Source organism: Variovorax paradoxus (genome assembly GCF_030815975.1).
In the GTDB taxonomy this organism is placed as follows: domain Bacteria; phylum Pseudomonadota; class Gammaproteobacteria; order Burkholderiales; family Burkholderiaceae_C; genus Variovorax; species Variovorax paradoxus_N.
Map to the genome: position 1 here is coordinate 2,670,843 of NZ_JAUSXL010000002.1, position 20,835 is coordinate 2,691,677.

The 20,835-nt window shown below is 68.7% G+C and carries 19 protein-coding genes; 8 read left to right on the top strand and 11 right to left on the bottom strand.

Translation table 11 applies throughout. From position 1 onward, the window contains the following. Positions 1–18: 18 nt before the first annotated feature. The 7 genes from QFZ47_RS16195 to gabT are packed head-to-tail and all read right to left on the bottom strand — an operon-like array spanning position 19 to position 8,109. Positions 19–1,497, bottom strand: a complete 1,479-nt coding sequence (locus QFZ47_RS16195) for an NAD-dependent succinate-semialdehyde dehydrogenase (protein WP_307656589.1) — start codon at positions 1,495–1,497, stop codon at positions 19–21. Between the two features lie 40 nt (positions 1,498–1,537). Next, the gene (speB, locus tag QFZ47_RS16200; protein ID WP_307656590.1) at positions 1,538–2,494 is read right to left on the bottom strand and encodes an agmatinase; all 957 of its coding nucleotides are present in this window, start codon (positions 2,492–2,494) and stop codon (positions 1,538–1,540) included. An 11-nt stretch (positions 2,495–2,505) separates the two neighbouring features. Next, positions 2,506–3,321, bottom strand: coding sequence for an ABC transporter permease (locus QFZ47_RS16205; RefSeq protein WP_307656591.1), 816 nt, complete (start codon positions 3,319–3,321; stop codon positions 2,506–2,508). 17 nt (positions 3,322–3,338) lie between these two features. Further along, on the bottom strand, positions 3,339–4,595 hold the full coding sequence (locus tag QFZ47_RS16210; RefSeq protein WP_307656592.1) for an ABC transporter permease: 1,257 nt from the start codon (positions 4,593–4,595) through the stop codon (positions 3,339–3,341). An 18-nt stretch (positions 4,596–4,613) separates the two neighbouring features. Beyond that, positions 4,614–5,642, bottom strand: coding sequence for an ABC transporter substrate-binding protein (locus QFZ47_RS16215; protein ID WP_307656593.1), 1,029 nt, complete (start codon positions 5,640–5,642; stop codon positions 4,614–4,616). A 52-nt stretch (positions 5,643–5,694) separates the two neighbouring features. Further along, complete coding sequence (locus QFZ47_RS16220; protein ID WP_307656594.1) at positions 5,695–6,789, bottom strand: ABC transporter ATP-binding protein; 1,095 nt, start codon at positions 6,787–6,789, stop codon at positions 5,695–5,697. Between the two features lie 27 nt (positions 6,790–6,816). After that, positions 6,817–8,109, bottom strand: coding sequence for a 4-aminobutyrate--2-oxoglutarate transaminase (gabT, locus tag QFZ47_RS16225; protein ID WP_307656595.1), 1,293 nt, complete (start codon positions 8,107–8,109; stop codon positions 6,817–6,819). 163 nt (positions 8,110–8,272) lie between these two features. Between gabT and QFZ47_RS16230 the strand changes: the two genes are divergently transcribed. The 4 genes from QFZ47_RS16230 (at position 8,273) to QFZ47_RS16245 (ending at position 13,009) form a co-directional block, all read left to right on the top strand. After that, complete coding sequence (locus tag QFZ47_RS16230) at positions 8,273–9,685, top strand: aminotransferase-like domain-containing protein (RefSeq protein WP_307656596.1); 1,413 nt, start codon at positions 8,273–8,275, stop codon at positions 9,683–9,685. Between the two features lie 142 nt (positions 9,686–9,827). Beyond that, complete coding sequence (gene ocd, locus QFZ47_RS16235) at positions 9,828–10,877, top strand: ornithine cyclodeaminase (protein ID WP_307656597.1); 1,050 nt, start codon at positions 9,828–9,830, stop codon at positions 10,875–10,877. A gap of 7 nt (positions 10,878–10,884) precedes the next feature. Continuing rightward, the gene (locus QFZ47_RS16240; protein WP_307656598.1) at positions 10,885–11,931 is read left to right on the top strand and encodes a histone deacetylase family protein; all 1,047 of its coding nucleotides are present in this window, start codon (positions 10,885–10,887) and stop codon (positions 11,929–11,931) included. A 97-nt stretch (positions 11,932–12,028) separates the two neighbouring features. After that, positions 12,029–13,009, top strand: a complete 981-nt coding sequence (locus QFZ47_RS16245) for a Bug family tripartite tricarboxylate transporter substrate binding protein (RefSeq protein WP_307656599.1) — start codon at positions 12,029–12,031, stop codon at positions 13,007–13,009. Here QFZ47_RS16245 and QFZ47_RS16250 read toward each other — a convergent pair. Beyond that, positions 12,996–13,565 carry a TetR/AcrR family transcriptional regulator gene (locus tag QFZ47_RS16250; RefSeq protein WP_307656600.1) on the bottom strand — a complete coding sequence of 190 codons (570 nt, stop codon included), beginning with the start codon at positions 13,563–13,565 and terminating at the stop codon, positions 12,996–12,998. The two genes, QFZ47_RS16245 and QFZ47_RS16250, sit on opposite strands and share 14 nt — an antisense overlap. A gap of 89 nt (positions 13,566–13,654) precedes the next feature. Between QFZ47_RS16250 and QFZ47_RS16255 the strand changes: the two genes are divergently transcribed. Then, positions 13,655–14,914 carry an MFS transporter gene (locus QFZ47_RS16255; RefSeq protein ID WP_307656601.1) on the top strand — a complete coding sequence of 420 codons (1,260 nt, stop codon included), beginning with the start codon at positions 13,655–13,657 and terminating at the stop codon, positions 14,912–14,914. Here the strand turns inward: QFZ47_RS16255 and QFZ47_RS16260 are convergent. Beyond that, a complete protein-coding gene (locus QFZ47_RS16260) occupies positions 14,904–15,740 on the bottom strand; it encodes an HAD-IIB family hydrolase (RefSeq protein ID WP_307656602.1) in 837 nt (278 codons plus the stop codon). The genes QFZ47_RS16255 and QFZ47_RS16260 overlap by 11 nt on opposite strands. 97 nt (positions 15,741–15,837) lie before the next feature. Here QFZ47_RS16260 and QFZ47_RS16265 point away from each other — a divergent pair, with 97 nt between their 5' ends. The 3 genes from QFZ47_RS16265 to QFZ47_RS16275 all read left to right on the top strand — a co-directional run bounded on the left by QFZ47_RS16265 (position 15,838) and on the right by QFZ47_RS16275 (position 18,562). After that, a complete protein-coding gene (locus QFZ47_RS16265; RefSeq protein WP_307656603.1) occupies positions 15,838–16,833 on the top strand; it encodes an ABC transporter ATP-binding protein in 996 nt (331 codons plus the stop codon). Positions 16,834–16,883: 50 nt separating this feature from the next. After that, the gene (locus QFZ47_RS16270; RefSeq protein ID WP_370880639.1) at positions 16,884–17,672 is read left to right on the top strand and encodes an ABC transporter permease; all 789 of its coding nucleotides are present in this window, start codon (positions 16,884–16,886) and stop codon (positions 17,670–17,672) included. Between the two features lie 86 nt (positions 17,673–17,758). Further along, positions 17,759–18,562 carry an ABC transporter permease gene (locus QFZ47_RS16275; RefSeq protein WP_307656605.1) on the top strand — a complete coding sequence of 268 codons (804 nt, stop codon included), beginning with the start codon at positions 17,759–17,761 and terminating at the stop codon, positions 18,560–18,562. A 7-nt stretch (positions 18,563–18,569) separates the two neighbouring features. Here QFZ47_RS16275 and QFZ47_RS16280 read toward each other — a convergent pair whose 3' ends face one another. Together QFZ47_RS16280 and phaP are read right to left on the bottom strand one after the other, a co-directional pair. Continuing rightward, positions 18,570–20,198, bottom strand: coding sequence for a peptide chain release factor 3 (locus QFZ47_RS16280; protein WP_307656606.1), 1,629 nt, complete (start codon positions 20,196–20,198; stop codon positions 18,570–18,572). A 76-nt stretch (positions 20,199–20,274) separates the two neighbouring features. Next, positions 20,275–20,769 (bottom strand): TIGR01841 family phasin, encoded by a 495-nt coding sequence (gene phaP / locus QFZ47_RS16285; protein WP_307656607.1) that lies wholly within the window; start codon positions 20,767–20,769, stop codon positions 20,275–20,277. Between the last annotated feature and the right edge of the window lie 66 nt (positions 20,770–20,835).

The window sequence follows — 20,835 nt, forward strand, 5'->3', positions numbered from 1 at the left end:
GGGCTCGCCCCGGCCCTTCTATTTCTGGATGTCGCCCAGGCAGAGGTACTTGATCTCCACGTAGTCGTCCATGCCGTGGTGCGAGCCTTCGCGTCCCAGGCCCGACTGCTTCACGCCGCCGAAGGGCACATGCTCGGTGGCGATCACGCCGGCGTTGATGCCGACCATGCCGTATTCCAGCGCTTCCGCCACGCGGAAGATGCGGCCCACGTCGCGGGTGTAGAAGTAGCTCGCCAGGCCGAACTCGGTGTTGTTCGCCGCGTCGATGCCATCCTGCTCGGTCTTGAAGCGGAACACCGGCGCAAACGGGCCGAAGGTTTCTTCGCGCGCGCACAGCATGTCGGCGCTGGCTTCGGCAATCACGGTGGGCTCGAAGAACTGGCCCTGCATCCTGTGGCCGCCCGCCAGCACCTTGCCGCCCTTGGCAACGGCGTCGGCGACGTGGCGCTGCACCTTGTCGATGGCCGCTTCCTCGATCAGCGGGCCCTGCACCACGCCGTCCTCGAAGCCGTTGCCGACCTTCAGCGCCTTGACCTTGGCCGCGAACTTCTCGACGAAGGCGTCGTAGATGCCGTCCTGCACATACAGCCGGTTCGCGCACACGCAGGTCTGGCCGGCGTTGCGGTACTTGCTGGCCATGGCGCCCTCGACCGCCGAATCCACGTCCGCATCGTCGAACACCAGGAAAGGCGCGTTGCCGCCGAGCTCCAGCGACAGTTTCTTGACCGTCGGCGCGCACTGGCTCATCAGGATGCGGCCCACTTCGGTGGAGCCCGTGAAGCTCAGGTGGCGCACCACGTCGCTCTCGCACAGCTCCTTGCCGATCGCGATGCTGTTGCCGCTGTCGGCCGTGAGCACATTGAGCACGCCCGCCGGAATGCCGGCGCGCACGGCAAGTTCCGCGGCGGCCAGCGCGGTCAGCGGCGTGAGTTCGGCGGGCTTGATGATCACCGTGCAGCCCGCGGCCAGCGCCGGCGCCACCTTGCGCGTGATCATGGCGAGCGGAAAATTCCACGGCGTGATTGCCGCGCACACGCCGATGGCCTGCTTCATCACGAGCAGGCGGCGGTTGTTGTCGAACTGCGGCAGCACCTCGCCGTTCACGCGCTTGGCTTCCTCGGCAAACCATTCGACGAAGCTCGCGCCGTAGACGACCTCGCCCTTGGCCTCGGCAAAGGGCTTGCCCTGCTCGGCGGTCATCAGGCGGCCGAGGTCTTCGGTGTTGGCGATCAGCAGGTCGAACCACTTGCGCAGCACGATGCTGCGCTCCTTGCCGGTCTTGCCGCGCCAGGCGGCGAGCGCCTTGTTGGCGGCGGCAATGGCGCGTGCCGCGTCGGCCCGCGTGAGGTTGGCCACGTCGACCAGCTTGCGGCCGGTGGCCGGGTCGTTGACGTCGAAACGGCTGGCGCCCGCTGTCCATTCGCCGGCGATCAGCGCATCGGTCTTGAGCAGGGTCGGGTCGTTCAGCAATGCGAGAGGGGATGTCTTCGTGTCCATGGTGTTGTCGTGTGGTCTCGGGAAAAATGAGCAGCCGCTGTCAGCGAAAAGGTACACCGGGGAGTACGCAGAGCATTTCGTAAAGCAGATTGGCCCCGAGCAGCGCAGTGTTTCCGCTCGTGTCGTAGGGCGGGCTGACCTCCACCAGGTCGGCGCCCACCACGTTCAGGCCGCGGCAGCCGCGCACGATCTCCAGCGCCTGCGGCACGGTGAGCCCGCCGATCTCGGGCGTGCCGGTGCCGCCGGCGAACGACGGGTCGATGCCGTCGATGTCGAAGCTGATGTAAACCGGATGCGTCGGCCCGATGCGCTCGCGCACCTGCGCCATCAGCGGCGCCAGCGACTGGTACCAGACCTCGTGCGCCTGCACCACGGTGAAGCCCTGTTCGCGCGGCCAGTCGAAATCGTCCGCCGCATAGCCGGTGCCGCGCAGGCCGATCTGCCAGACCTTGTCGCAGGCCAGGAGGCCTTCCTCGACCGCCCGCCGGAACGGCGTGCCGTGGGCGATGCGCTCGCCGAACATGTCGTCGTTGACGTCCGCATGCGCGTCGACGTGCACCAGCGCGACCGGGCCGTGCTTGCGTGCCACCGCGCGCAGGATCGGCAGCGCGATGGTGTGGTCGCCGCCGAGCGTCAGCGGCGCGCAGCCGGCGGCCAGCACCGCGTCGTAGAAGTCCGAGACGATGGCGAGCGACTTGTCGAGCGAGTAGGTGTTGATCGGCACGTCGCCCAGGTCGGCCACGTTCAGCCGGTCGAAGGGCGCCGCGCCGGTGGCCATGTTGTAGGGCCGCAGCAGTGCCGATTCGGCGCGGATCTGGCGCGGCCCGAAGCGCGCGCCGGGCCGGTTGGAGGTGCCGATGTCCAGCGGCACGCCGATGAAGGCCGCGTCCAGCCCCTGCGCGGACGTTGCGGCTGGCAGCCGCATCATCGTGCCGGGGCCGGCGAAGCGCGGCATGGTGTTGCCGCCGAGCGGCTGGTTCGGAATGGTGGCGGACATCGGGCGGAACTTCAGCGCCGCCGGCCGCGCAGCCATTCGAGCGCGAGCAGCAGCGTGGTGGTGAAGACGATCAGCAGCGTCGCCACGGCGGCGATGGTGGGCGAGATGTTCTCGCGGATGCCGGTGAACATCTGGCGCGGCAGCGTGACCTGGTCCGGCCCCGCGAGGAAGAGCGTGACCACCACCTCGTCGAACGAGGTGGCGAAGGCGAACAGCGCGCCCGAGATCACGCCCGGCGCAATCACCGGCAGCGTGACGCGCATGAAGGTCCTGAACGGCGTTTCGCCCAGGCTCAGCGAGGCGCGCACCAGGTTCTGGTTGAAGCCGGCCAGCGTGGCAAGCACGGTGGTCAGCACGAAGGGCGCGCCCAGCGCCGCATGCACCACGATCAGCCCAAGGTAGGTGTCGGCCAGGCCGATGGGTGCGAAGTAGAGGTAGGTGGCGACGCCCACCACCACGATCGGCACCACCATCGGCGAGATCAGCACGCTCATGAGCAGGCCCTTGAACGCGAAGCTCGTGCGCGACAGCCCAACTGCCGCCAATGTGCCCAGCACGGTGGCCAGCACCGTGGCGGCCGGCGCCACGATGAAGCTGTTGCGCGCCGCGCGTGCCCACTCGGGTGATTCGAACAGGTTGCGATACCACTGCAGCGACCAGCCCCGGATCGGGTAGGCCAGGAACGAGCTGTCGGAGAACGACAGCGGAATCACCACCAGGATCGGCGCCAGCAGGAAGGCCAGCACCGCGACGCAGCCGGCGCGCACCGCCCACCAGCCGAGCTTGTCGGCGAAGGTGGCGTAGGCCGGGAATTGAGGAAGCTTCATCTTGTCTTTCGTGCCGCTCAGCCGAGGCTCAGCTCGGCCTTGCCGATGCGGCGGTACACGGCATACAGCAGCAGCGTGGCGACCAGCAGCACGGTGCCCAGCGCGCAGGCCATGCCCCAGTTGATTTCCACGTTGGTATAGCGCGCGATGTAGTAGCTCAGCATCTGGTCGTCCGCGCCGCCGAGCAGCGCCGGCGTCACGTAGTAGCCGATCGCCAGGATGAAGACCAGCAGCGCGCCGGCGCCGATGCCCGGATAGGTCTGTGGCACGTAAACGCGAAAGAAGGCCGCCAGCGGCGAGCTGCCGAGCGAGACGGCCGCGCGCAGGTAGGTGGGCGGCACGCTCTTCATGACGCTGTAGAGCGGCAGGATCATGAAGGGCAGCAGGATGTGCACCATCGCGATGATCACGCCGGTGCGGTTGAACAGCAGCGCCAGCGGATGGTCGATCAGGCCGATGCCCATGAGGCCGCGGTTGACCAGGCCCTCGGACTGCAGCAGCACGATCCAGGCCGCCACGCGCACCAGGATGGAAGTCCAGAACGGCACCAGCACCAGGATCATCAGCACGTTGGCCTTGCGCGCCGGCAGCGTCGACAGCCACCAGGCCAGCGGATAGGCCAGCAGCAGGCAGAAGAAGGTGACCACGGCGCTGATGTTGAAGGTGCGCAGCAGGATGCCGGCAAAGGCGCGCTGGTCGGCGGGCATGCGCTCCACCTCGCCGGCCACGTCGCGCCGCAGGTCGACCGAGGCGAGCAGGTAGTCGGGGGTCCAGCGCGAACCGTTCTTGGCAATGGCCTGCCAGTACGGCAGTTCGCCCCAGCGCGGATCGAGTTCGAGCATGCGCGCCTTGACCTCTTCCGGCGTGCCGGCGATCGGCAGCGCGCGGAAGGTGCTCATCACCAGCGAGCGGGCGCCCGCGATCTCGGTGTTGAGGCGGCGCGCCAGGGCGCCCGCGTCGGAGCTGTCGGGCAACTGGCCGAGATCGGCCGCGATGGCGGCATAGGCCGCGGGCGCGGGCGCTTCCTTGCGGTTCCAGCCGTCGAGCGCGCGCACGGTGCGCGGCAGCGCGTTGGCCACCTCGGGGTTCTCGACCGCGCGCTGCAGCAGCGCCACGATGGGCACCAGCAGCGTCAGCAGCAGGAACACCAGGAGCGGCACCGTGAGCGCGAAGGCGCGCCACTTGCGGCGGGCGTCGGCACGCGCCAGCGCACGCCGCAGCTCGCCAGGCGGCGCCTCGGTGGAACCCAGGGGAGCAAACGTTGCCGCGTGCATGGCCTCTTGCCCGCCTGCTTACTGCGTCGCCCAGGATGCGAAGCGCTTCTCGAGCGCCTCGCCCTGGTCGGCCCAGAAGCCGACGTTGAACTGCAGCGCATCCTTGGCGTTGGTGGCCGAGGTCGGCAGGTCGGACAGCACCTTGGGGCTGAGCGAAGCCAGCGCCTTGGTGTTGGTGGGACCGTAGGCGATGTTCTGCGCATAGACCGCCTGGTTGGCCGGCTGCATCGCGAACTGGATGTACTTGAGCGAGGCCTCCTTGTTCGGCGCGCCCTTCGGAATCACCAGGTAGTCGAGGTCGTAGATGCCGCCCGGCCAGTAGATCTTGAGGTCGCGGCCTTCGCGGTTGGCCGCGTCGATGCGGCCGTTGTACACGGTGGTCAGCACCACGTCGCCGGCCACCAGGAACTGCGGCGGCTGCGCGCCGGCTTCCCACCACTGAATGTTGGGCTTGAGTTCGGTGAGCTTCTTGAATGCGCGATCGGCGCCGTCCTTGGTGGCGAGCACCTTGTAGACATCGGCCGGCTTCACGCCGTCGGCCATGAGCGCGAACTCGAGGTTGTAGCGCGCGCCCTTGCGCATGCCGCGCTTGCCGGGGATCTTCTTCACGTCCCAGAAATCGGCCCAGCTGGTGGGTGCGGTCTTGAGCTTCTCGCCGTTGTAGGCCATCACGGTCGACCACACGAACAGGCCGACGCCGCAGTCGGTGACGGCGGCCGGCAGGAAGTCGGCCTTGCTGCCGATCTTGGAATAGTCGAGCTTCTCGAACAGGCCTTCGTCGCAGCCGCGAGCCGCGTCGGGAGATTCGACTTCGACCACGTCCCAGGTGACTTTCTTGGTCTCGACCATGGCCTTGATCTTGGCCTGCTCGCCGTTGTATTCGACCGGGATGATCTTGGTGCCGGTCTTCTCGTAGGGCTCGTAGTAGGCCTTCTTCTGGGCGTTGGCGTTGGCACCGCCGAAGTTGACCACGGTGAGCTGCTGCTGGGCGAAGGCCGGCAGCGCGAAGCTGGCTGCGACGGTGCAGGCGAGGAGAGTCTTTTTCATGGTGGAAATCTTCCTGGGTGATGAAAGGAAACGAGGGAACAACGGACCGGATTCAGGAGGCATAGATGCGCGCATGCGCCGTCGGAAATTCGAGCACCACCGCTTCGCCGGCCTGCGGCGCGGCAGCACCGCCCGCGCCGTTCAGCGGCAGCTTCACGCTGGCCTCGGCCTGGCCCCCGCCCACGCTGCACAGCAGCCGCAGGTGGTCGCCGAAGTAGATGACGCGCGCGACTTCGGCGGCGAGCATGTTGGCGCCCTGTGCGGCCGGGCTGCGGTGCAGCACCACGCGCTCGGGGCGGATGCAGGCCTCGACGGCCGTGCCCGCGGCTGCGCCGCCGACGTTGAGCCCGTGCAGCACGCGGCCGTCGGGCAGCGTCATCTCGGCGTGTTCGCCGCCGCGGCCCAGCTGGCCCTTGAGCACGGTGTTGTCGCCGACGAAGCCGGCCACGAAGCGGTTGGACGGTGTTTCGTACAGCCGGTCGACCGTGTCCAGCTGCTGGATCACGCCTTCGTTGAACACCGCCACGCGGTCGCTCATGGTGAGCGCCTCGCCCTGGTCGTGCGTCACGTAGACGAAGGTCACGCCGAGCTGGCGGTGCAGGTCCTTGAGTTCGAGCTGCATGTGCTCGCGCAGCTGCTTGTCGAGCGCACCGAGCGGTTCGTCCATCAGCACCAGCTGGGGTTCGAACACCAGCGCGCGCGCCAGCGCCACGCGCTGCTGCTGGCCGCCCGAGAGCTGGCCGGGCAGGCGGTCGGTCATGCCGCGCAGCTGCACCATGTCGAGCGCGCGCTGCACGCGGCGCTGCTGCTCTTCCTTCGGCACCTTGCGCACGGTGAGCGGATAGGCCACGTTCTGGCCCACGCTCAGGTGCGGGAACAGCGCATAGTTCTGGAACACCATGCCGAAGTTGCGCTTGTGCGGCGGCGTGCCGGTGATCGGCTTGCCGTCGAGCAGGATCTCGCCCGAGGTCGGCGACTCGAAGCCCGCCAGCATCATCAGCGTGGTGGTCTTGCCCGAGCCCGACGGCCCGAGCAGGCTCAGGAACTCGCCGCGGTGAATGTCCAGGTCGAGCTGGCGCACCACCAGGTGTTCGCCGTCGTAGGTCTTCTGGACGCGCTGGAAGCGCACCAAGGGTTCTGCTGTCATGGAGGATTTCAGGAAAGGATCGGTCGATCAGCGCAGCGCGGCGAAGCTGTCCGCGAGAAGCGCCAGGCCTTCGTCCACAAGCAAGTCGGATGCCGTCAGCGGCACCAGCACGCGAATTACATTGCCGTAAGTGCCGCATGACAGCAGGATTAACCCGCGCCGCGCCGCCTCCGCCACCACCTGGCGGGTCAGCGTGGCGTCAGGTCGTGCGGTGTCGCCCTCTTCGAACAGCTCGATGGCCACCATGGCGCCGAGCCCGCGCACGTCGCCGATGGCCGGCACCTCGGCCGCGATGCGGCGCAGGCCGGCCGTGAGCCGTTCGCCCAGCGCCCGGCTGCGCGCCAGCAACTGCTCGTCGTGGAACACCTTAAGCACCGCGAGCGCCGCGGCACAGCCGATGGGGCTGCCGGCATAGGTGCCGCCCAGGCCGCCGGGCGCGGGCGCGTCCATCACCTCGGCGCGGCCCACCACGCCGGAGATCGGAAAGCCGCCGGCCATCGACTTGGCGGTGGTGATCAGGTCGGGTGCCACGGGCCACTGCTCGCTGGCAAACCAGGTGCCGGTGCGGCCCGCGCCGGTCTGCACCTCGTCCGCGATGATCAGGATGCCGTGGCGGTCCGCCAGCGCGCGCAGGCCTTCGACGAAGTCGTTGGGCGCCACGTAGAAGCCGCCCTCGCCCTGCACCGGCTCCAGGATGAAGGCCGCCACGCGCTCGGGCTCGATGTCGTTCTTGAACAGCAGCTCGACCGAATGCAGGGCATCGTCCACGCTCACGCCGTGCAGCGCATTCGGGTACAGCGCATGGAACACCTCGCCCGGGAACGGGCCGAAGCCGGTCTTGTAAGGCGCTACCTTGCCGGTCAGGCCGAGCGTCATCATCGTGCGGCCGTGATAGCCGCCGTTGAAGGCGATGACGCCCGGGCGCCGGGTGTAGGCGCGGGCAATCTTCACCGCGTTCTCGACCGCTTCGGCGCCGGTGCTCAGGAAGATCGACTTCTTCGCGAATTCGCCCGGCGCCAGCGCGTTCAGGCGCTCGGCCAGCTCCACATAGGGCTCGTAGGCCACCACCTGGAAGCAGGTGTGCGAATAGAGATCGACCTGCGCCTTCACGGCGGCGCTGATCTCCGGGTGGCAGTGGCCGGTATTGAGCACCGCGATGCCGCCGGCAAAGTCGATGTAGCGGCGCCCCTCGACGTCCCACAGCTCGGCATTGGCGGCGCGGCTGACGAAGAGTTCATGGGCCTGCCCGACACCGCGGGCGACGGCCGCGCTGCGGCGGGCCATGAGGGCGGCATTGCTGAGGTGGGGTTCGCGTTGCATGGGTGCGGCCTGTGCTTTGAAGAAGGAATGCCGGCACTCTAGGTCGCACGAATCGATCCGGCCATGTACACCGGAAGTGATCGCCCGGGAGACTGTACTGGTCTTGTATCCTGTACATACTTTCCTCAATATGGTGCAGGCCGGACCGCCGGAGACGCCCCCGATGCTCATTCTTCGCCCCGAACAGCCGACGCCGCTGGTAAGCCAGATCGTGGAAGGGCTGCGTGGACTGATCGGCTCCCAGAAGCTCAAGGCCGACAGCAAGCTGCCGTCGATCCGCGCCTTTGCCGCGGCCCACGGCGTCAGTGTTTTCACGGTGGTCGAAGCCTACGACCGGCTGGTGGCCCAGGGCCTGCTGGTTTCGCGCGCCAACGCGGGTTTCTTCGTCAAGCGGCGCAGCGAAGAAAGCGCAGCCGGCACCGCCAGCGCGCCCCGCGCAGACCCGCGCTTCGACGCCCGCTGGTACCTGCAGCAGATCTTCGAGAACCGCAACCTTCCGCTCAAGCCCGGCTGCGGCTGGCTGCCGCACGACTGGCTGTTCGAGGACGGCATGCGCCGGAGCCTGCGCCACCTGGCCTCCGAAGGCACCGACATCGGCGGCTACGGCCTGCCCTTCGGCCACATGGCGCTGCGCATGGCCACGGCCGAAGCGCTGTCGGAACAGCAGATCGTGGTCGAGGCCGCCCAGGTCCTCTTGACCCAGGGCTCCAGCCAGGCGCTGGACCTGGTGGCGCGGCGGCTGCTCAAGCCGGGCGATTCGGTGCTGGTGGACGACCCGGGCTATCCGAACCTGATGTTCATGCTGCGCTTCCTGGGGGTCGAGATCATCGGCGTGCCGCGCATCCCCACGGGCTACGACATGCCGGCGCTCGAGGCGCTGCTCGCAGTGCACCGGCCCAAGGCCTTCTTCACCCAGCCCCGGCTGCAGAGTCCGACCTGCTCGATGGCCTCGCTGCCGCAACTGGTGCAACTGCTTCAGCTGGCCCAGACGCACGACTTCACGCTGGTGGAAAACGACATCTATGCCGAGATGGACGCATCGATGCGCCCCTCACTCGCCAGCCTGGGGCAGCTGCGCCGCGTGGTCTACGTGAGCAGCTACTCGAAAACCATCTCGCCGAACATCCGCGTCGGCTATGTCGTGGCCCAGCAGGAGCTGCTCGAAGACCTGGCGCAGCTCAAGATGGTCTCGGGCCTGACCTCGTCCGACATCACCGAACGGCTGGCCTTCGGCACCGTGACCGACGGCCGCTGGCGCAAGCATCTCAAGTCGCTGCGCGACCGCCTCGCCCAGGCACAAGGCAGTGTCGCGCGGCGGCTCGATGGACTCGGCTTCGAGTTGTTCCACGAAGCCGCGGCCGGCATGTACCTGTGGGCCCGGCATCCGGACATTGCCGACAGCGCCGAGCTCTCCCGGCGCGCCGCGGCGGAGGGCATCATGCTCGGCCCGGGCCAGCTGTTCCTGGTCAACCCGCATCCCACCGGCTGGCTGCGGTTCAACGTGGCCTTCAGCGAAGACGAGCGGCTCTGGCGCTTCCTGGAGCGCAGCATCGAAGAGCAGGCACGGCTGACGTGACGGGGCTCGGGGCTCGCAATGGCCCGCAGGCAGGCGCACAATGGCTCCAACCCCTGGCGCAGGCGCATCCTGGATCAGCCATGGTGGAGTGAGCATGTGATGGGATGAAGCGCCGTGCCGGGGCTACGCAAGGAGCCATGCCATGACCCGCTTCATCGATGTTCACAGCCTGGTCCGCCTGGTGGACGAGACCGGCATTCCCCAATTCCTCACGGCCTTGGCTGACGCGCTGCGCGACGACTTCCTGCGCTGGCGCGAGTTCGACAAGAAGGCGCGCGTCGCCAGCCACTCGCACCTCGGCGTGATCGAGCTGATGCCGGTGGCCGACGACGGCGCCTACGCCTTCAAGTACGTCAACGGCCATCCGCACAACACAGCGGTCGGGCTGCCCACGGTCATGGCCTTCGGCGTGCTGGCCGAGGTCGACACGGGCTACCCCGTGCTGCTGTCCGAGCTCACGCTCACCACCGCGCTGCGCACCGCCGCCACCTCGGCCATGGCCGCGCAGGCGCTGGCGCGGCCCGGTTCGCGCAGCATGGCGCTGATCGGCAACGGCTCGCAGAGCGAGTTCCAGGCGCTGGCCTTCCATGCGCTGCTGGGGATCGAGGAGGTGCGCGTGTTCGACATCGATCCGCATGCCACCGACAAGCTGGTGCGCCACCTGTCGGCCTGCACGCCGCTCGCCGTGGTGCGCGCGCCGTCCGTCGCCGAGGCCGTGCGCGGCGCCGACATCGTCACCACGGTCACGGCCCACCAGGGCCATGCGGTCGTGCTCGCGCCCGGGATGATCGAGCCGGGCATGCACATCAACGCGGTCGGCGGCGATTCGCCCGGCAAGACCGAGCTGCACCCCGACGTGCTGCGCCTGGCGCGCGTGTTCGTCGAATACGAACCCCAGACCCGCATCGAGGGCGAGATCCAGCAGCTGCCGGCCGACTTTCCGGTGCACGAGCTCTGGGAGGTGCTGCTCGGCAATGTGCCCGGACGCGAGAGCCCGGAGCAGGTCACGGTGTTCGACTCGGTCGGCTTCGCGCTGGAGGACTACACGGCGCTGCGCTACATCCAGCGCATTGCCACCGAGCGCGGCATCGGCCAGCAGATCGCGCTGGTGCCCGAACTCGACGACCCGAAGGATCTGTTCGGGCTCACCGCCTCCGGCCGGCGCCGGGCGGTGCTGCGGCGTGCGGCATGATGGCGGCATGCTCACCATCTACAACGACCGGCACGCACTGCACCAGGGCAAAGTCGAGATGTTTCGCGGCGAACTGGTGCCGTGCTTCGAGGTGCCCGCCCGCGTCGACCATGTGAGGCATGAGCTGGAGCGCCGGGGCCTGGGCCCGCTGCAGGCGCCCGATGCCTTCGACGAGGCGCTGCTGGCCCGGGTGCATGCGCCGCGCTACCTCGACTTCATTGCCCATGCCTGGGATGAGTGGGTGGCGCTCGATCCGTCCAACGTGTCGCGCGATGCCCTGCCTTCGTACTGGCCCACGCGCGGCATGCGCACCGATGTGTTGCCGAAGAGCTTTCCCGCGCGCATGGGACTGTTCTCGTTCGACGCGGGCACGCCGCTCACGGCCGGCAGCTGGGCCGCCGCGCGCCACGGCGCCGCCTGCGCCTGGACCGCGGCGCAGCGCGTCATCGGCGGCCAGCGCGCCGCCTTTGCGCTCACACGGCCGCCCGGCCACCATGCGGGCGCCGATTTCTTCGGCGGCTACTGCTTCGTCAACAACGCCGCGGTGGCCGCGCAGGCGCTGCGCGATGCGGGCGTGGAGCGGGTGGCGGTGCTCGACGTGGACTACCACCACGGCAACGGCACGCAGGCCATCTTCTACGAGCGCAGCGACGTGCATTTCGCGAGCCTGCATGGCGATCCGCTGACCGACTATCCGTACTACCTGGGCCATGCCGACGAGCGCGGCGCGGGCGACGGGCTCGGCTTCAACCACAACCTGCCGCTTGCGCGCGGCATCGACTTCGCCACCTGGCGCGCGGCACTGAAGGCGGCGCTCGACGGCATTGCCGCGGTGCGCGCGGGCGCGCTGGTCGTGTCGCTCGGCGTCGACACCTTCGAAGGCGACCCGGTCGCGGGCTTCCGGCTTAAGAGCGGCGACTACCTGCGCATGGGCGAAGACCTGGCGCGCGCCGGCCTGCCCACGGTGTTCGTGTTCGAGGGCGGCTATGCGGTGGCGGAGGTGGGCGTCAACGCCGTCAACGTGCTGCAGGGGTTCGACCAGGCCGCGGGCTGAGCCGCATGCGACAGCAGTCGGGTGAGCACCGATTGCCGCCGCGCGAAGGGCGGGGCCCAATGCGCCCTTTGCCTTTTTCCCGTTTCAGGAACCCGCCATGTCCCGCCGATCCCTTCTCCGCGCCGTCACTTTTGCCGCTGCCTGCGGGCTCCTTTCTCCCCTGGCCGCTCTGGCGCAGGCCTTTCCCGCCAAGCCGATCAAGCTGATCATCGCGTTCCCCGCGGGCGGGCCCACCGACATCACGATGCGCCAGCTGGCCGACAACGCGAGCAAGATCCTCGGCCAGCCCGTCATCATCGACAACAAGCCCGGCGCCGGCGGCACCTTGCCTGCCCAGGCGCTGCAGACCGCGCAGCCCGACGGCTACACCGTCGCGCAGATTCCGCTCGGCGTCTTCCGCCTCGGCTACACCACCAAGATCAACTGGGATCCGCTCAAGGACATCAGCTACGTGCTCAACGTCACGGGCTACGCCTTCGGCATCGTGGTGCCCGCCAGCAGCCCGTTCAAGACCTGGGCCGACTTCGTCGCGTATGCCAAGGCCAATCCCGGCAAGCTCACCTACGGTTCCACCGGCAACCTGACGAGTCCGCACCTCACGACCGAACTGGTGGCGCAGAAGGCCGGCATCGAGCTGCAGCACGTGCCCTACAAGGGCAGCGCCGACCTGATGCTCGCCGTGGTCAGCGGCCAGCTGATGGCGGCCGCCGACAGCACCGGCTTTGCGCCGCAAGTGGAGGCCGGCAAGCTGCGCGTGCTGAACACCTGGGGCGAGAAGCGCCTCGCCAAGTTCCCCGACGCACCGACGCTGAAGGAACTGGGCTACGACATCGTGCAGAACTCGCCCTTCGGCATCGGCGCCCCCAAGGGCACGCCGCCCGAGGTGGTGAAGAAGCTGCACGACGCGTTCAAGCAGGCGATGGAAGAGCCGAGCTACGTGGCCTCGCTCGGCCGCTACGACATGCTGCCGAACTACATGAGCTCGGCGACGTACACCAGGTTTGCGCAGGACACGGTGGTGCGCGAGAAGGCGGTGATCGAGAAGCTGGGGCTCGCGAAGGAAGTCAAGACGAACTGAGCACGAACAGCTCGTCCACCAGCCGCCCCGCCAGCTCCGGCTTCACGGGGTCGCCGCCGAACACCAGCCGAAACACGATCGGCGCAATCAGGTGATCGATCACCTGCTGCGCCTCGGGCGCGTGCTCGCCTCGGGCGTGCGCCCGCTCGACAAGCTTCAGGGCCTCCTTGCGGCGGTTGCGCAGGCAGTCGGTGTCGGCGCTGCCGTTGGCCAGGGCGGCCGCGGCTTTCAACAGCGGGATGTTGCAGGGGCGCGCAAGGTGCGTGATGAGTTCCTGCGCCCACGCCGTCAGGTCCTGCCGCAGCGAGCCCGTGTCGGGCAGAGGCCGATTCGGGTCCAGCCGGTGCGTCGCCGTTTCGGCCAGCAGCCCGGACAGGTCGCCCCATCGGCGGTAGATGCTGGAGGCGCTGACGCCTGCGCGCTCGGCCACGGCCGGGACGGTCACGCGTTCGCGCCCCTGTTCGGCCACCAGTTCTTCGAGCGCCGTGCGCACCAGCGCCTGCACCTGGGCGCTGCGGCCGCCGGGGCGCCTGTTCGGAAGGACGACATCGTTCATGGAAGGACTTTAACGCAAAGATATTTGCTTTAGGGGGGATGTAAGTCTAGAATCGCAAAAGCTAAAAAAGTTGCGTTAAGGATTCGCCCATGCCGTCCTCCTGTCCTGAGCTTGCCGCTGCAGCCGCCGCCGCGCGTTCCGAGCCGCGGCGCCTGCCTGCGGCCGTCGGATTTGCGCTGCTGGCCGCGGTGCTGTTTGCGTTCTTCTTCGCGGCTGCCGCGCCGTCGCCGCTGTTCGTGGTGTTCCAGCACGCCTGGGGCTTCTCGTCGTCGATGCTCACCGTGGCTTTCGCGATCTATGCGATCGCGTTGCTGATCTCCCTGCTGGTGGCGGGATCGCTGTCGGACCACATCGGGCGCCGGCCCGTGGTGCTGGCGGCGCTGGTGCTGCAGGCGGTGGCGATGGGACTGTTCCTGCTGGCGCATGGCATCGGCGGGCTGATCGCCGCGCGCGTGGTGCAGGGCGTGGCCACGGGCGTCGCTAGCGGCGCGCTGAGCGCGGCGGTGGTCGAGGCCGCGCCGGCTGCGCGCAAGCAGCTGGGCGCATTGATCACGAGCGTGTCGCCGCTCGCGGGGCTCGCGGTGGGCGCGCTGCTGACGGGCATGGCGGTGAAGTTCACCGCGGCGCCGGTGACACTGGTGTTCGGCGTGCTCGCCGCGGTGTTCGCGCTGGGTGCGGCCGCGGTGCTGTGGATGCCCGAAACCGTCACGCCGCGTGCCGGTGCACTGGCCTCGCTGCTGCCGCGTGTGTCCATTCCCGTGCGGGCGCGGGCCGACTTTGTGCGCGGCCTGCCGGTGTTCATCGTGGTGTGGGCGCTGGGCGGCCTGTATCTGTCGCTCGCACCCTCGCTGATGCACCATGTGTTCGGCATCGACAACGGTGTGGTCAACGGCCTCACGGTGGCGGTGCTCTCGGGCTTCGGCGCGATCGCGCCCAGCCTGCTCGGCCGCCTTGGCGCGCCGCGGTCGGTCATCTTCGGCACGGCCAGCATCGCGGCCGGCCTCGCGTTGCTGCTCGCCTCGCTGGCCACCCGATCGCTTGCGCTGTTCTTTGCCGGCACCGCGATCGCGGGCGTGGGCTTCGGCGGCTCGTTCTCGGCGCTGGTGCAGACGCTCGCACCGCAGGCCGATTCGCACGAGCGCGGCGAACTGTTCGCCGCGATCTTCGTGGTGAGCTATCTCGCGTTCAGCCTGCCCGCGATGCTGGCCGGCTTTCTGGTGGCGCCGCTCGGTTTGCTGAATACGGCGGAGGGCTATGCGGCAGTGCTCCTGCTGATTGCGGCCTTCGGCACCTGGCGCCAATGGGCGGTGCTGCGCCGCTGCGCGCGCAGCCGGCCGGTCAGCGGGTAGCGCGCGCCGAGAGAATCGCGCGCGCCGCCTCCGCAAAGCCCGCGCCGCGCTCGCCCTCGGTCACATAGCGTGGCAGGTGCTCCAGCTGCGGCACGAAGCGCGCGACGTTCGCCACGCCGATGCTGCTCGCGAAGGTGCGGAACATGAGCTGGTCGTTGGTGGAGTCGCCCACGTAGGCCCAGCGATGGAGCTCGTCGTCGAGCGCGCGGCCCCAGAGCTCGCGCACGATCCAGCGTGCGCCCTCGAGCTTGTCGTTGTCGCCATACCAGCCGTTGATGTGGATGCTGCTCACCGTGGCATGCATGCCTTCGCTGCGCATCAGCGCCACGACGTGTGCAATGGTCTCTTCGCTCAGCTGCACGAACTCGCTGTGGTCGATGGCGATGTCGGTCTCGCGGCCCGGCGAGTCGGTGGCGCGCTGCGCACCCGGGATCTCGCGTTCGATGCGCGCCAGCACGGACTGCATGCGCTCGAAGTTGGCGGTGCGCGTGGGCGCATCCTGCATGTAGCGCTTCTCGATCTTTCCATCGGCCGCAGGCAGCAGCGCCACCGCGCCGTTCTCCGCCACGATGGCATCGACCGGCCAGGTGTGGACGAAGGGCAGGCTCCAGCCCACGGGCCGGCCCGTGATCGCCACGATGGCGAGGCCCGCGGCCTTGAGGCTGCCAAGCGCCTGCAGCGCATCGGGCGTGATCGCGCCCTCGGTGGTGAGCGTGTCGTCGATGTCCGTGAACACGCCGGCGAGCGCACTGCGCGCGGGCGCGGCCCAGCGGTCCAGCGGCAGCAGGTGGGTGGGCGAGGGCGGAAGGGAATTCGACGACGGCATGGCGGGTGGGCAATTTCTGGAGAGCCCGTGATCGTACCGGCGGTTTCGTGTAGCATCCCGCCCCCGCCGCGCGTTCCACGCCGGCGCGGCGCTTTCCATGTCCCACATCCTCGTCGACCACCTCCTCAAGAGCTACCGCATCTCCGAGCGCGACCCGGGCGTGATGGGCGCGCTGCGCGGGCTCGTGCAGCGCCGCCATCGCACGGTGCAGGCGCTGTCGGGCGTATCGTTCTCGCTCGAGCGCGGCGAGCTGCTGGGCTTCATCGGCCCGAACGGCGCGGGCAAGTCGACCACCATCAAGATCCTCGCGGGCATCCTGCGCGCCGACGGCGGGCGCGTGGAGATCGACGGGCGTGATCCCTTCGCGGACCGCGAGCGGCATGTGGCGCGCATCGGCGTGGTCTTCGGCCAGCGCACGCAGTTGTGGTGGGACCTGCCGGTGGGCGACGGCTTCGACCTGCTGCGCGACATCTACCGCGTCGATCCGCAGCGCTATCGCAGGACGCGCGACGAACTGGTCGCGCTGCTGCACCTGGAGCGCGTGCTGGGCCAGCCGGTGCGGCAGCTCTCGCTGGGCCAGCGCATGCGCGCCGAGATCGCGGCGGCGCTGCTGCACGAGCCCGACATCCTGTTCCTCGACGAGCCGACCATCGGCCTCGATGCGCCCTCGAAGCTCGCGGTGCGCGACTTCGTGCGCCGCGCCAACCGCGAGCGCGGCACCACCGTGCTGCTGACCACGCACGACATGCACGACATCGAGGCGCTGGCCCAGCGCGTGATCGTCATCGGCCATGGCCGCGTGCTGGCCGACAGCCCGGTCGAGGCGCTGCGCGCGCAGGTGATGGCCGAGCGCCGGCTGGTGGTCGACTTCGCGCAGGAAGCGGCGCTGCCCGAACAGGTGCAAGGCGCCACGGTGCACGCGCGGGACGGCCAGACGCTGGTGCTCGATTTCGATCCCGCGGTCACCTCGGCGCCCGCGCTGATCGCGCGCATCGCCGCTGAGCACGCGGTGGAAGACATCCGCCTCGAGGGCATGGCCATCGAGGCGGTGATCGCGCGCTTCTATGCCATGCACGGAGCGGCCGAAGCGTGAGCGCGCGCGACCTGCTGCGCCCCTATGCCGCGGCCTTCGCGTCGCGCTTCATGCAGATGCTGCAGTACCGCACCGCGGCGCTCGCCGGCTTTGCCACGCAGTGCTGGTGGGGCGGCATCAAGGTGATGGTGTTCGCGGCGTTCTACGGCGGCAGCGCCGTCGCGGGCGCGGCTTCGCCGATGTCGCTCGCCCAGGCCATCACCTACACCTGGCTCGCGCAAGGCCTGCTGGTGCTGCTGCCCTGGCTCGCTGACCCCGAGGTGGCGCAGGCCGTGCGCACCGGCGCGGTCGCCTACGACCGTCTGCGACCGGTGGATGCGTATGTGCTGTGGTTCGCGCGCAGCGCCGGCTGGATCGCGGCGCGGCTGTTGCCGCGCGCGGCGCTGATGGCGGCCTTCGCGGCGGTTGCGCTGCCGCTGGCGGGACTGGGCGAGTGGGCCTGGCAACTGCCCGCGAGCGCGGCGGCCGGCATGGCGTTCCTGCTGTCCGCGGGGCTCGCGCTGCTGCTGTCGACCGCGATGGTGATGCTGCTCAACGTGGCGGCCACGGCGGCACTCAACGAGCGCGGCATCAGCGCGGTGGTCACCCCCGTGGTGATCGTGTTCTCGGGCAACCTGCTGCCGCTGGCGCTGCTGCCCGACGGCTGGCAGACCGCGCTGCTGGTGCAACCGCTGGCGGGGCTGTTCGACATTCCGGCGCGGCTGTACTTCGGGCAGCTGAGCGGCTGGCATGCGCTGGTCGGGCTGGGGCTGCAGTGCTTCTGGATCGGCTTGCTGGCCGCATCCGGCCACCTGGCCATGGGGCGCACGATGCGCAGTCTGCAGGTGCAGGGTGGCTGAGGTGACTTGCTGCTCCTTCACGGAGCGCTGTCGTGCACGCGCCCCGGACAACGGCGTGGAAAACACCATCGGCGGGAGCCACTGACGTGGGATCGCTCGCCCTTTTCTTCCGCCTCATGGCCGCCTCGATCGGCGGCCAGGCGAGGTACCCCGCGTCGGCCCTGCTGCTGACCCTGGGCCAGTTCCTGGGCACAGGCATCGAGTTGGTCGCCGTCTGGGCGCTGTTCCACCGTTTCGGCGAGGTACAGGGCTGGGCCATCGGCGAAGTGGCGTTGTTCTACGGCCTGGTCAACTGCATGTTCGCGATTGCCGACGCGCTGGGGCGCGGCTTCGACGTGCTCGGCACCGAATTCCTGCGCACCGGCACCTTCGACCGGCTGCTGCTGCGCCCGCGCCCGCTCGCGTTGCAACTCATGGGCCACGACGTGCGCATCAGCCGCCTGGGCCGGCTGCTGCAGGGTGTGAGCGTGCTGGCGTTTGCGACCGTTCAGGCCCACATCGCGTGGACACCGGGCGCCGTGGTGCTCGCCCTGTTCGCGCTGGCCGGCGGCATCGCGCTCTTCCTCGGCATCCTGGTGCTGCAGGGTACGCTGTCGTTCTGGACCGTCGAAAGCCTGGAGATCGCCAACGTGCTCACCTACGGCGGCGTGCAGGCGGCGCAGTATCCGCTGGCGCTCTATGCGCAGTGGTTCCGCCGCGTGCTGACCTTCATCGTGCCGCTGGCCTGCGTGGCGTATTACCCCGCGCTCGCGATCCTCGGCAAGCCCGACCCGCTGGGCGCGCCGGCTTGGCTGGGCATGGTGTCGCCGCTCGCGGGCTTCGCGTTCCTCGCGGCGGCGTTCGGCGCATGGCGCCTCGGGCTGCGCCGCTACGCTTCGACCGGGAGCTGAGCCCGCGTCAGCCCGCGCTCTGCAGCGCCAGCCCCGCGTGCTCCCGCAGCGGATGGAAGTGGATCTTCGGAAAGCGCTCCTGCGCCAGCCGCACGTCGTACGGCGAGGTGCACAGGAAGGCCAGCGTGTCGGCCGCGTCCTTCGCCATGCGCACCGGGTAGGCGTTGACGAATTCGCGCAGCTCGGCCGGCGAATCGGCCGTGATCCAGCGCGCGCCGGTGTACTGGCAGCCTTCGAGCCGCACGTCGGCGTCGTACTCGGCCTTCAGGCGGTGCTGCACCACCTCGAACTGCAACTGCCCCACAGCACCCAGCAGCATCGGCCCACCGACTTCGGGGCGGAATACCTGGATCGCGCCTTCTTCACCGAGCTGGGCCAGGCCCTGCTGCAACTGCTTGGTGCGCAGCGGGTTCTTGAGGATCACCGTCATGAACAGCTCGGGCGCGAAAAAGGGCAGCCCGGTGAACTGCAGGCTCGCGCCGTCGGTGATGGTGTCGCCCAGCTGCACGCCGCCATGGGTGGTGAAGCCCACGATGTCGCCCGCGTAGGCTTCTTCGACCGCCTCGCGGCGCTGGCTCATGAAGGTGACGACGCTGGTGGGGCGCAGTTCCTTCGACGTGCGCTGCACCTTGAGCTTCATGCCCGGCGTGTACTTGCCCGAGGCCATGCGCACGAAGGCGATGCGGTCGCGGTGGTTGGCGTCCATGTTGGCCTGCACCTTGAAAACCACGCCCGCGAAGTCCTTGTCCTCGGGCTGGATCTCCTTCACCACCGGCTGGCGGTTGACCATGGTGGTGCTGATGCGCGACTGCGGCGAGGGCGCGAGGTCGACCAGCGCCTCGAGCACTTCCATCACGCCGAAGTTGTTCACGCCGGAGCCGAAGAACACCGGCGTCTGCTTGCCGGCGAGGAAGGCTTCGCGGTCCCAGGTCGGCGAGGCGCCGGTGGCCAGCTCCATGCTGTCCATGGCCGATTCGAAGTCGACGCCGAAGCGTTTGGTGAGCGTTTCGCGTTCCGTGAGCGCAATGGTCTCGAAGTCGTGCGGCAGCCGCTCGCTGCCCGATTCGAACACCGTCATCGTCTGCGTGCGCAGGTTCATGATCCCGCGAAAGCTCTTGCCCTGGCCCACGGGCCAGGTCATCGGCACGCAGGGCATGCCGAGCTCGCGCTCCACCTCGTCGAGGATGTCGAGCGGCTCGCGCACTTCGCGGTCCATCTTGTTGACGAAGGTGATGATGGGCGTGTCGCGCTGGCGGCAGACCTCGATCAGCCGGCGCGTCTGCGCTTCCACGCCATTGGCCGCGTCGATCACCATCAGCGCGGAGTCCACGGCCGTGAGCACGCGGTAGGTGTCTTCCGAAAAGTCCTTGTGGCCGGGCGTGTCGAGCAGGTTGATCACGTGGTCGCGGTACAGCATCTGCATGACCGACGAGGCCACCGAGATGCCCCGCTGCTTTTCGATTTCCATCCAGTCGGACGTGGCGTGGCGCGAGGCCTTGCGCGCCTTCACCGAACCGGCGATCTGGATCGCGCCGGAGAAAAGCAGCAGCTTCTCGGTCAGCGTGGTCTTGCCGGCGTCAGGGTGGGAAATGATCGCGAAGGTGCGACGGCGGCGGGTTTCGGCGAGAAAAGACAAGATGGGCAATCTGCAGGGGGATGGCCCGATTTTAGAAGGCGGCCCCGAGTCGCCCGCCCGGCTCGCCGAAAACGCCTTACTTGCGCTGCAGCATCTTCGTCACTTCATCCACATTGGCCTGGATGCGCTGGCGCACCAGCTCGAACGCATCGGCCTGCGACTTGGCGGCCAGGTTGGCCAGTTCCTTGATGTCGTCGATGGCGCGCTGGAACGACTGGCGGCCGAGCTCGTCGAGCTTGGCGAGGTTTGCCTTGGCATCCTTGCCCGGCATTTCCTTGGCGGCCGTCTGCCATTCGGCGATGGCGCTCTTGATCATTTCCGTCTGACGCTGCACCACGGTCTGCAGGCCCTGGTAGGACTTTTCGTTCGCCTGCACCAGCGCCTGGAGGTCCTTCTGCCCGCTCTCGAGCAGCTTGCTCGCGCCGCCGGTCAGGTTGAGTTCCTGCAGGCGGTCGGTCATGGCCTTGAGGTTCTTCATGGGGTTGAGCATGTCGGCGGCATCGGGAGCCGCCTTGGTGCTGCTGCTGCTGGCAGTGGTCTTCTTCGCGTCGGCTTTCTTGGCAGTGGCCATGGTGCGGTATCTCCTGTGTCGGGTGAAGAACGGGTGAGTGGCAAGGACCGGCCGGACGGCAAAAGT

Coding starts and splice junctions, on each gene's coding strand:
- QFZ47_RS16270 (WP_370880639.1), top strand. CDS start 16,884: ATGCAGATGCTGCAGTACCGCACCGCGGCGCTCGCCGGCTTTGCCACG.
- ocd (WP_307656597.1), top strand. CDS start 9,828: ATGACCCGCTTCATCGATGTTCACAGCCTGGTCCGCCTGGTGGACGAG.
- QFZ47_RS16220 (WP_307656594.1), bottom strand. CDS start 6,789: ATGACAGCAGAACCCTTGGTGCGCTTCCAGCGCGTCCAGAAGACCTAC.
- QFZ47_RS16260 (WP_307656602.1), bottom strand. CDS start 15,740: ATGCCGTCGTCGAATTCCCTTCCGCCCTCGCCCACCCACCTGCTGCCG.
- QFZ47_RS16205 (WP_307656591.1), bottom strand. CDS start 3,321: ATGAAGCTTCCTCAATTCCCGGCCTACGCCACCTTCGCCGACAAGCTC.
- QFZ47_RS16210 (WP_307656592.1), bottom strand. CDS start 4,595: ATGCACGCGGCAACGTTTGCTCCCCTGGGTTCCACCGAGGCGCCGCCT.
- QFZ47_RS16250 (WP_307656600.1), bottom strand. CDS start 13,565: ATGAACGATGTCGTCCTTCCGAACAGGCGCCCCGGCGGCCGCAGCGCC.
- QFZ47_RS16230 (WP_307656596.1), top strand. CDS start 8,273: ATGCTCATTCTTCGCCCCGAACAGCCGACGCCGCTGGTAAGCCAGATC.
- QFZ47_RS16245 (WP_307656599.1), top strand. CDS start 12,029: ATGTCCCGCCGATCCCTTCTCCGCGCCGTCACTTTTGCCGCTGCCTGC.
- QFZ47_RS16265 (WP_307656603.1), top strand. CDS start 15,838: ATGTCCCACATCCTCGTCGACCACCTCCTCAAGAGCTACCGCATCTCC.
- phaP (WP_307656607.1), bottom strand. CDS start 20,769: ATGGCCACTGCCAAGAAAGCCGACGCGAAGAAGACCACTGCCAGCAGC.
- gabT (WP_307656595.1), bottom strand. CDS start 8,109: ATGCAACGCGAACCCCACCTCAGCAATGCCGCCCTCATGGCCCGCCGC.
- QFZ47_RS16240 (WP_307656598.1), top strand. CDS start 10,885: ATGCTCACCATCTACAACGACCGGCACGCACTGCACCAGGGCAAAGTC.
- QFZ47_RS16215 (WP_307656593.1), bottom strand. CDS start 5,642: ATGAAAAAGACTCTCCTCGCCTGCACCGTCGCAGCCAGCTTCGCGCTG.
- speB (WP_307656590.1), bottom strand. CDS start 2,494: ATGTCCGCCACCATTCCGAACCAGCCGCTCGGCGGCAACACCATGCCG.
- QFZ47_RS16255 (WP_307656601.1), top strand. CDS start 13,655: ATGCCGTCCTCCTGTCCTGAGCTTGCCGCTGCAGCCGCCGCCGCGCGT.
- QFZ47_RS16195 (WP_307656589.1), bottom strand. CDS start 1,497: ATGGACACGAAGACATCCCCTCTCGCATTGCTGAACGACCCGACCCTG.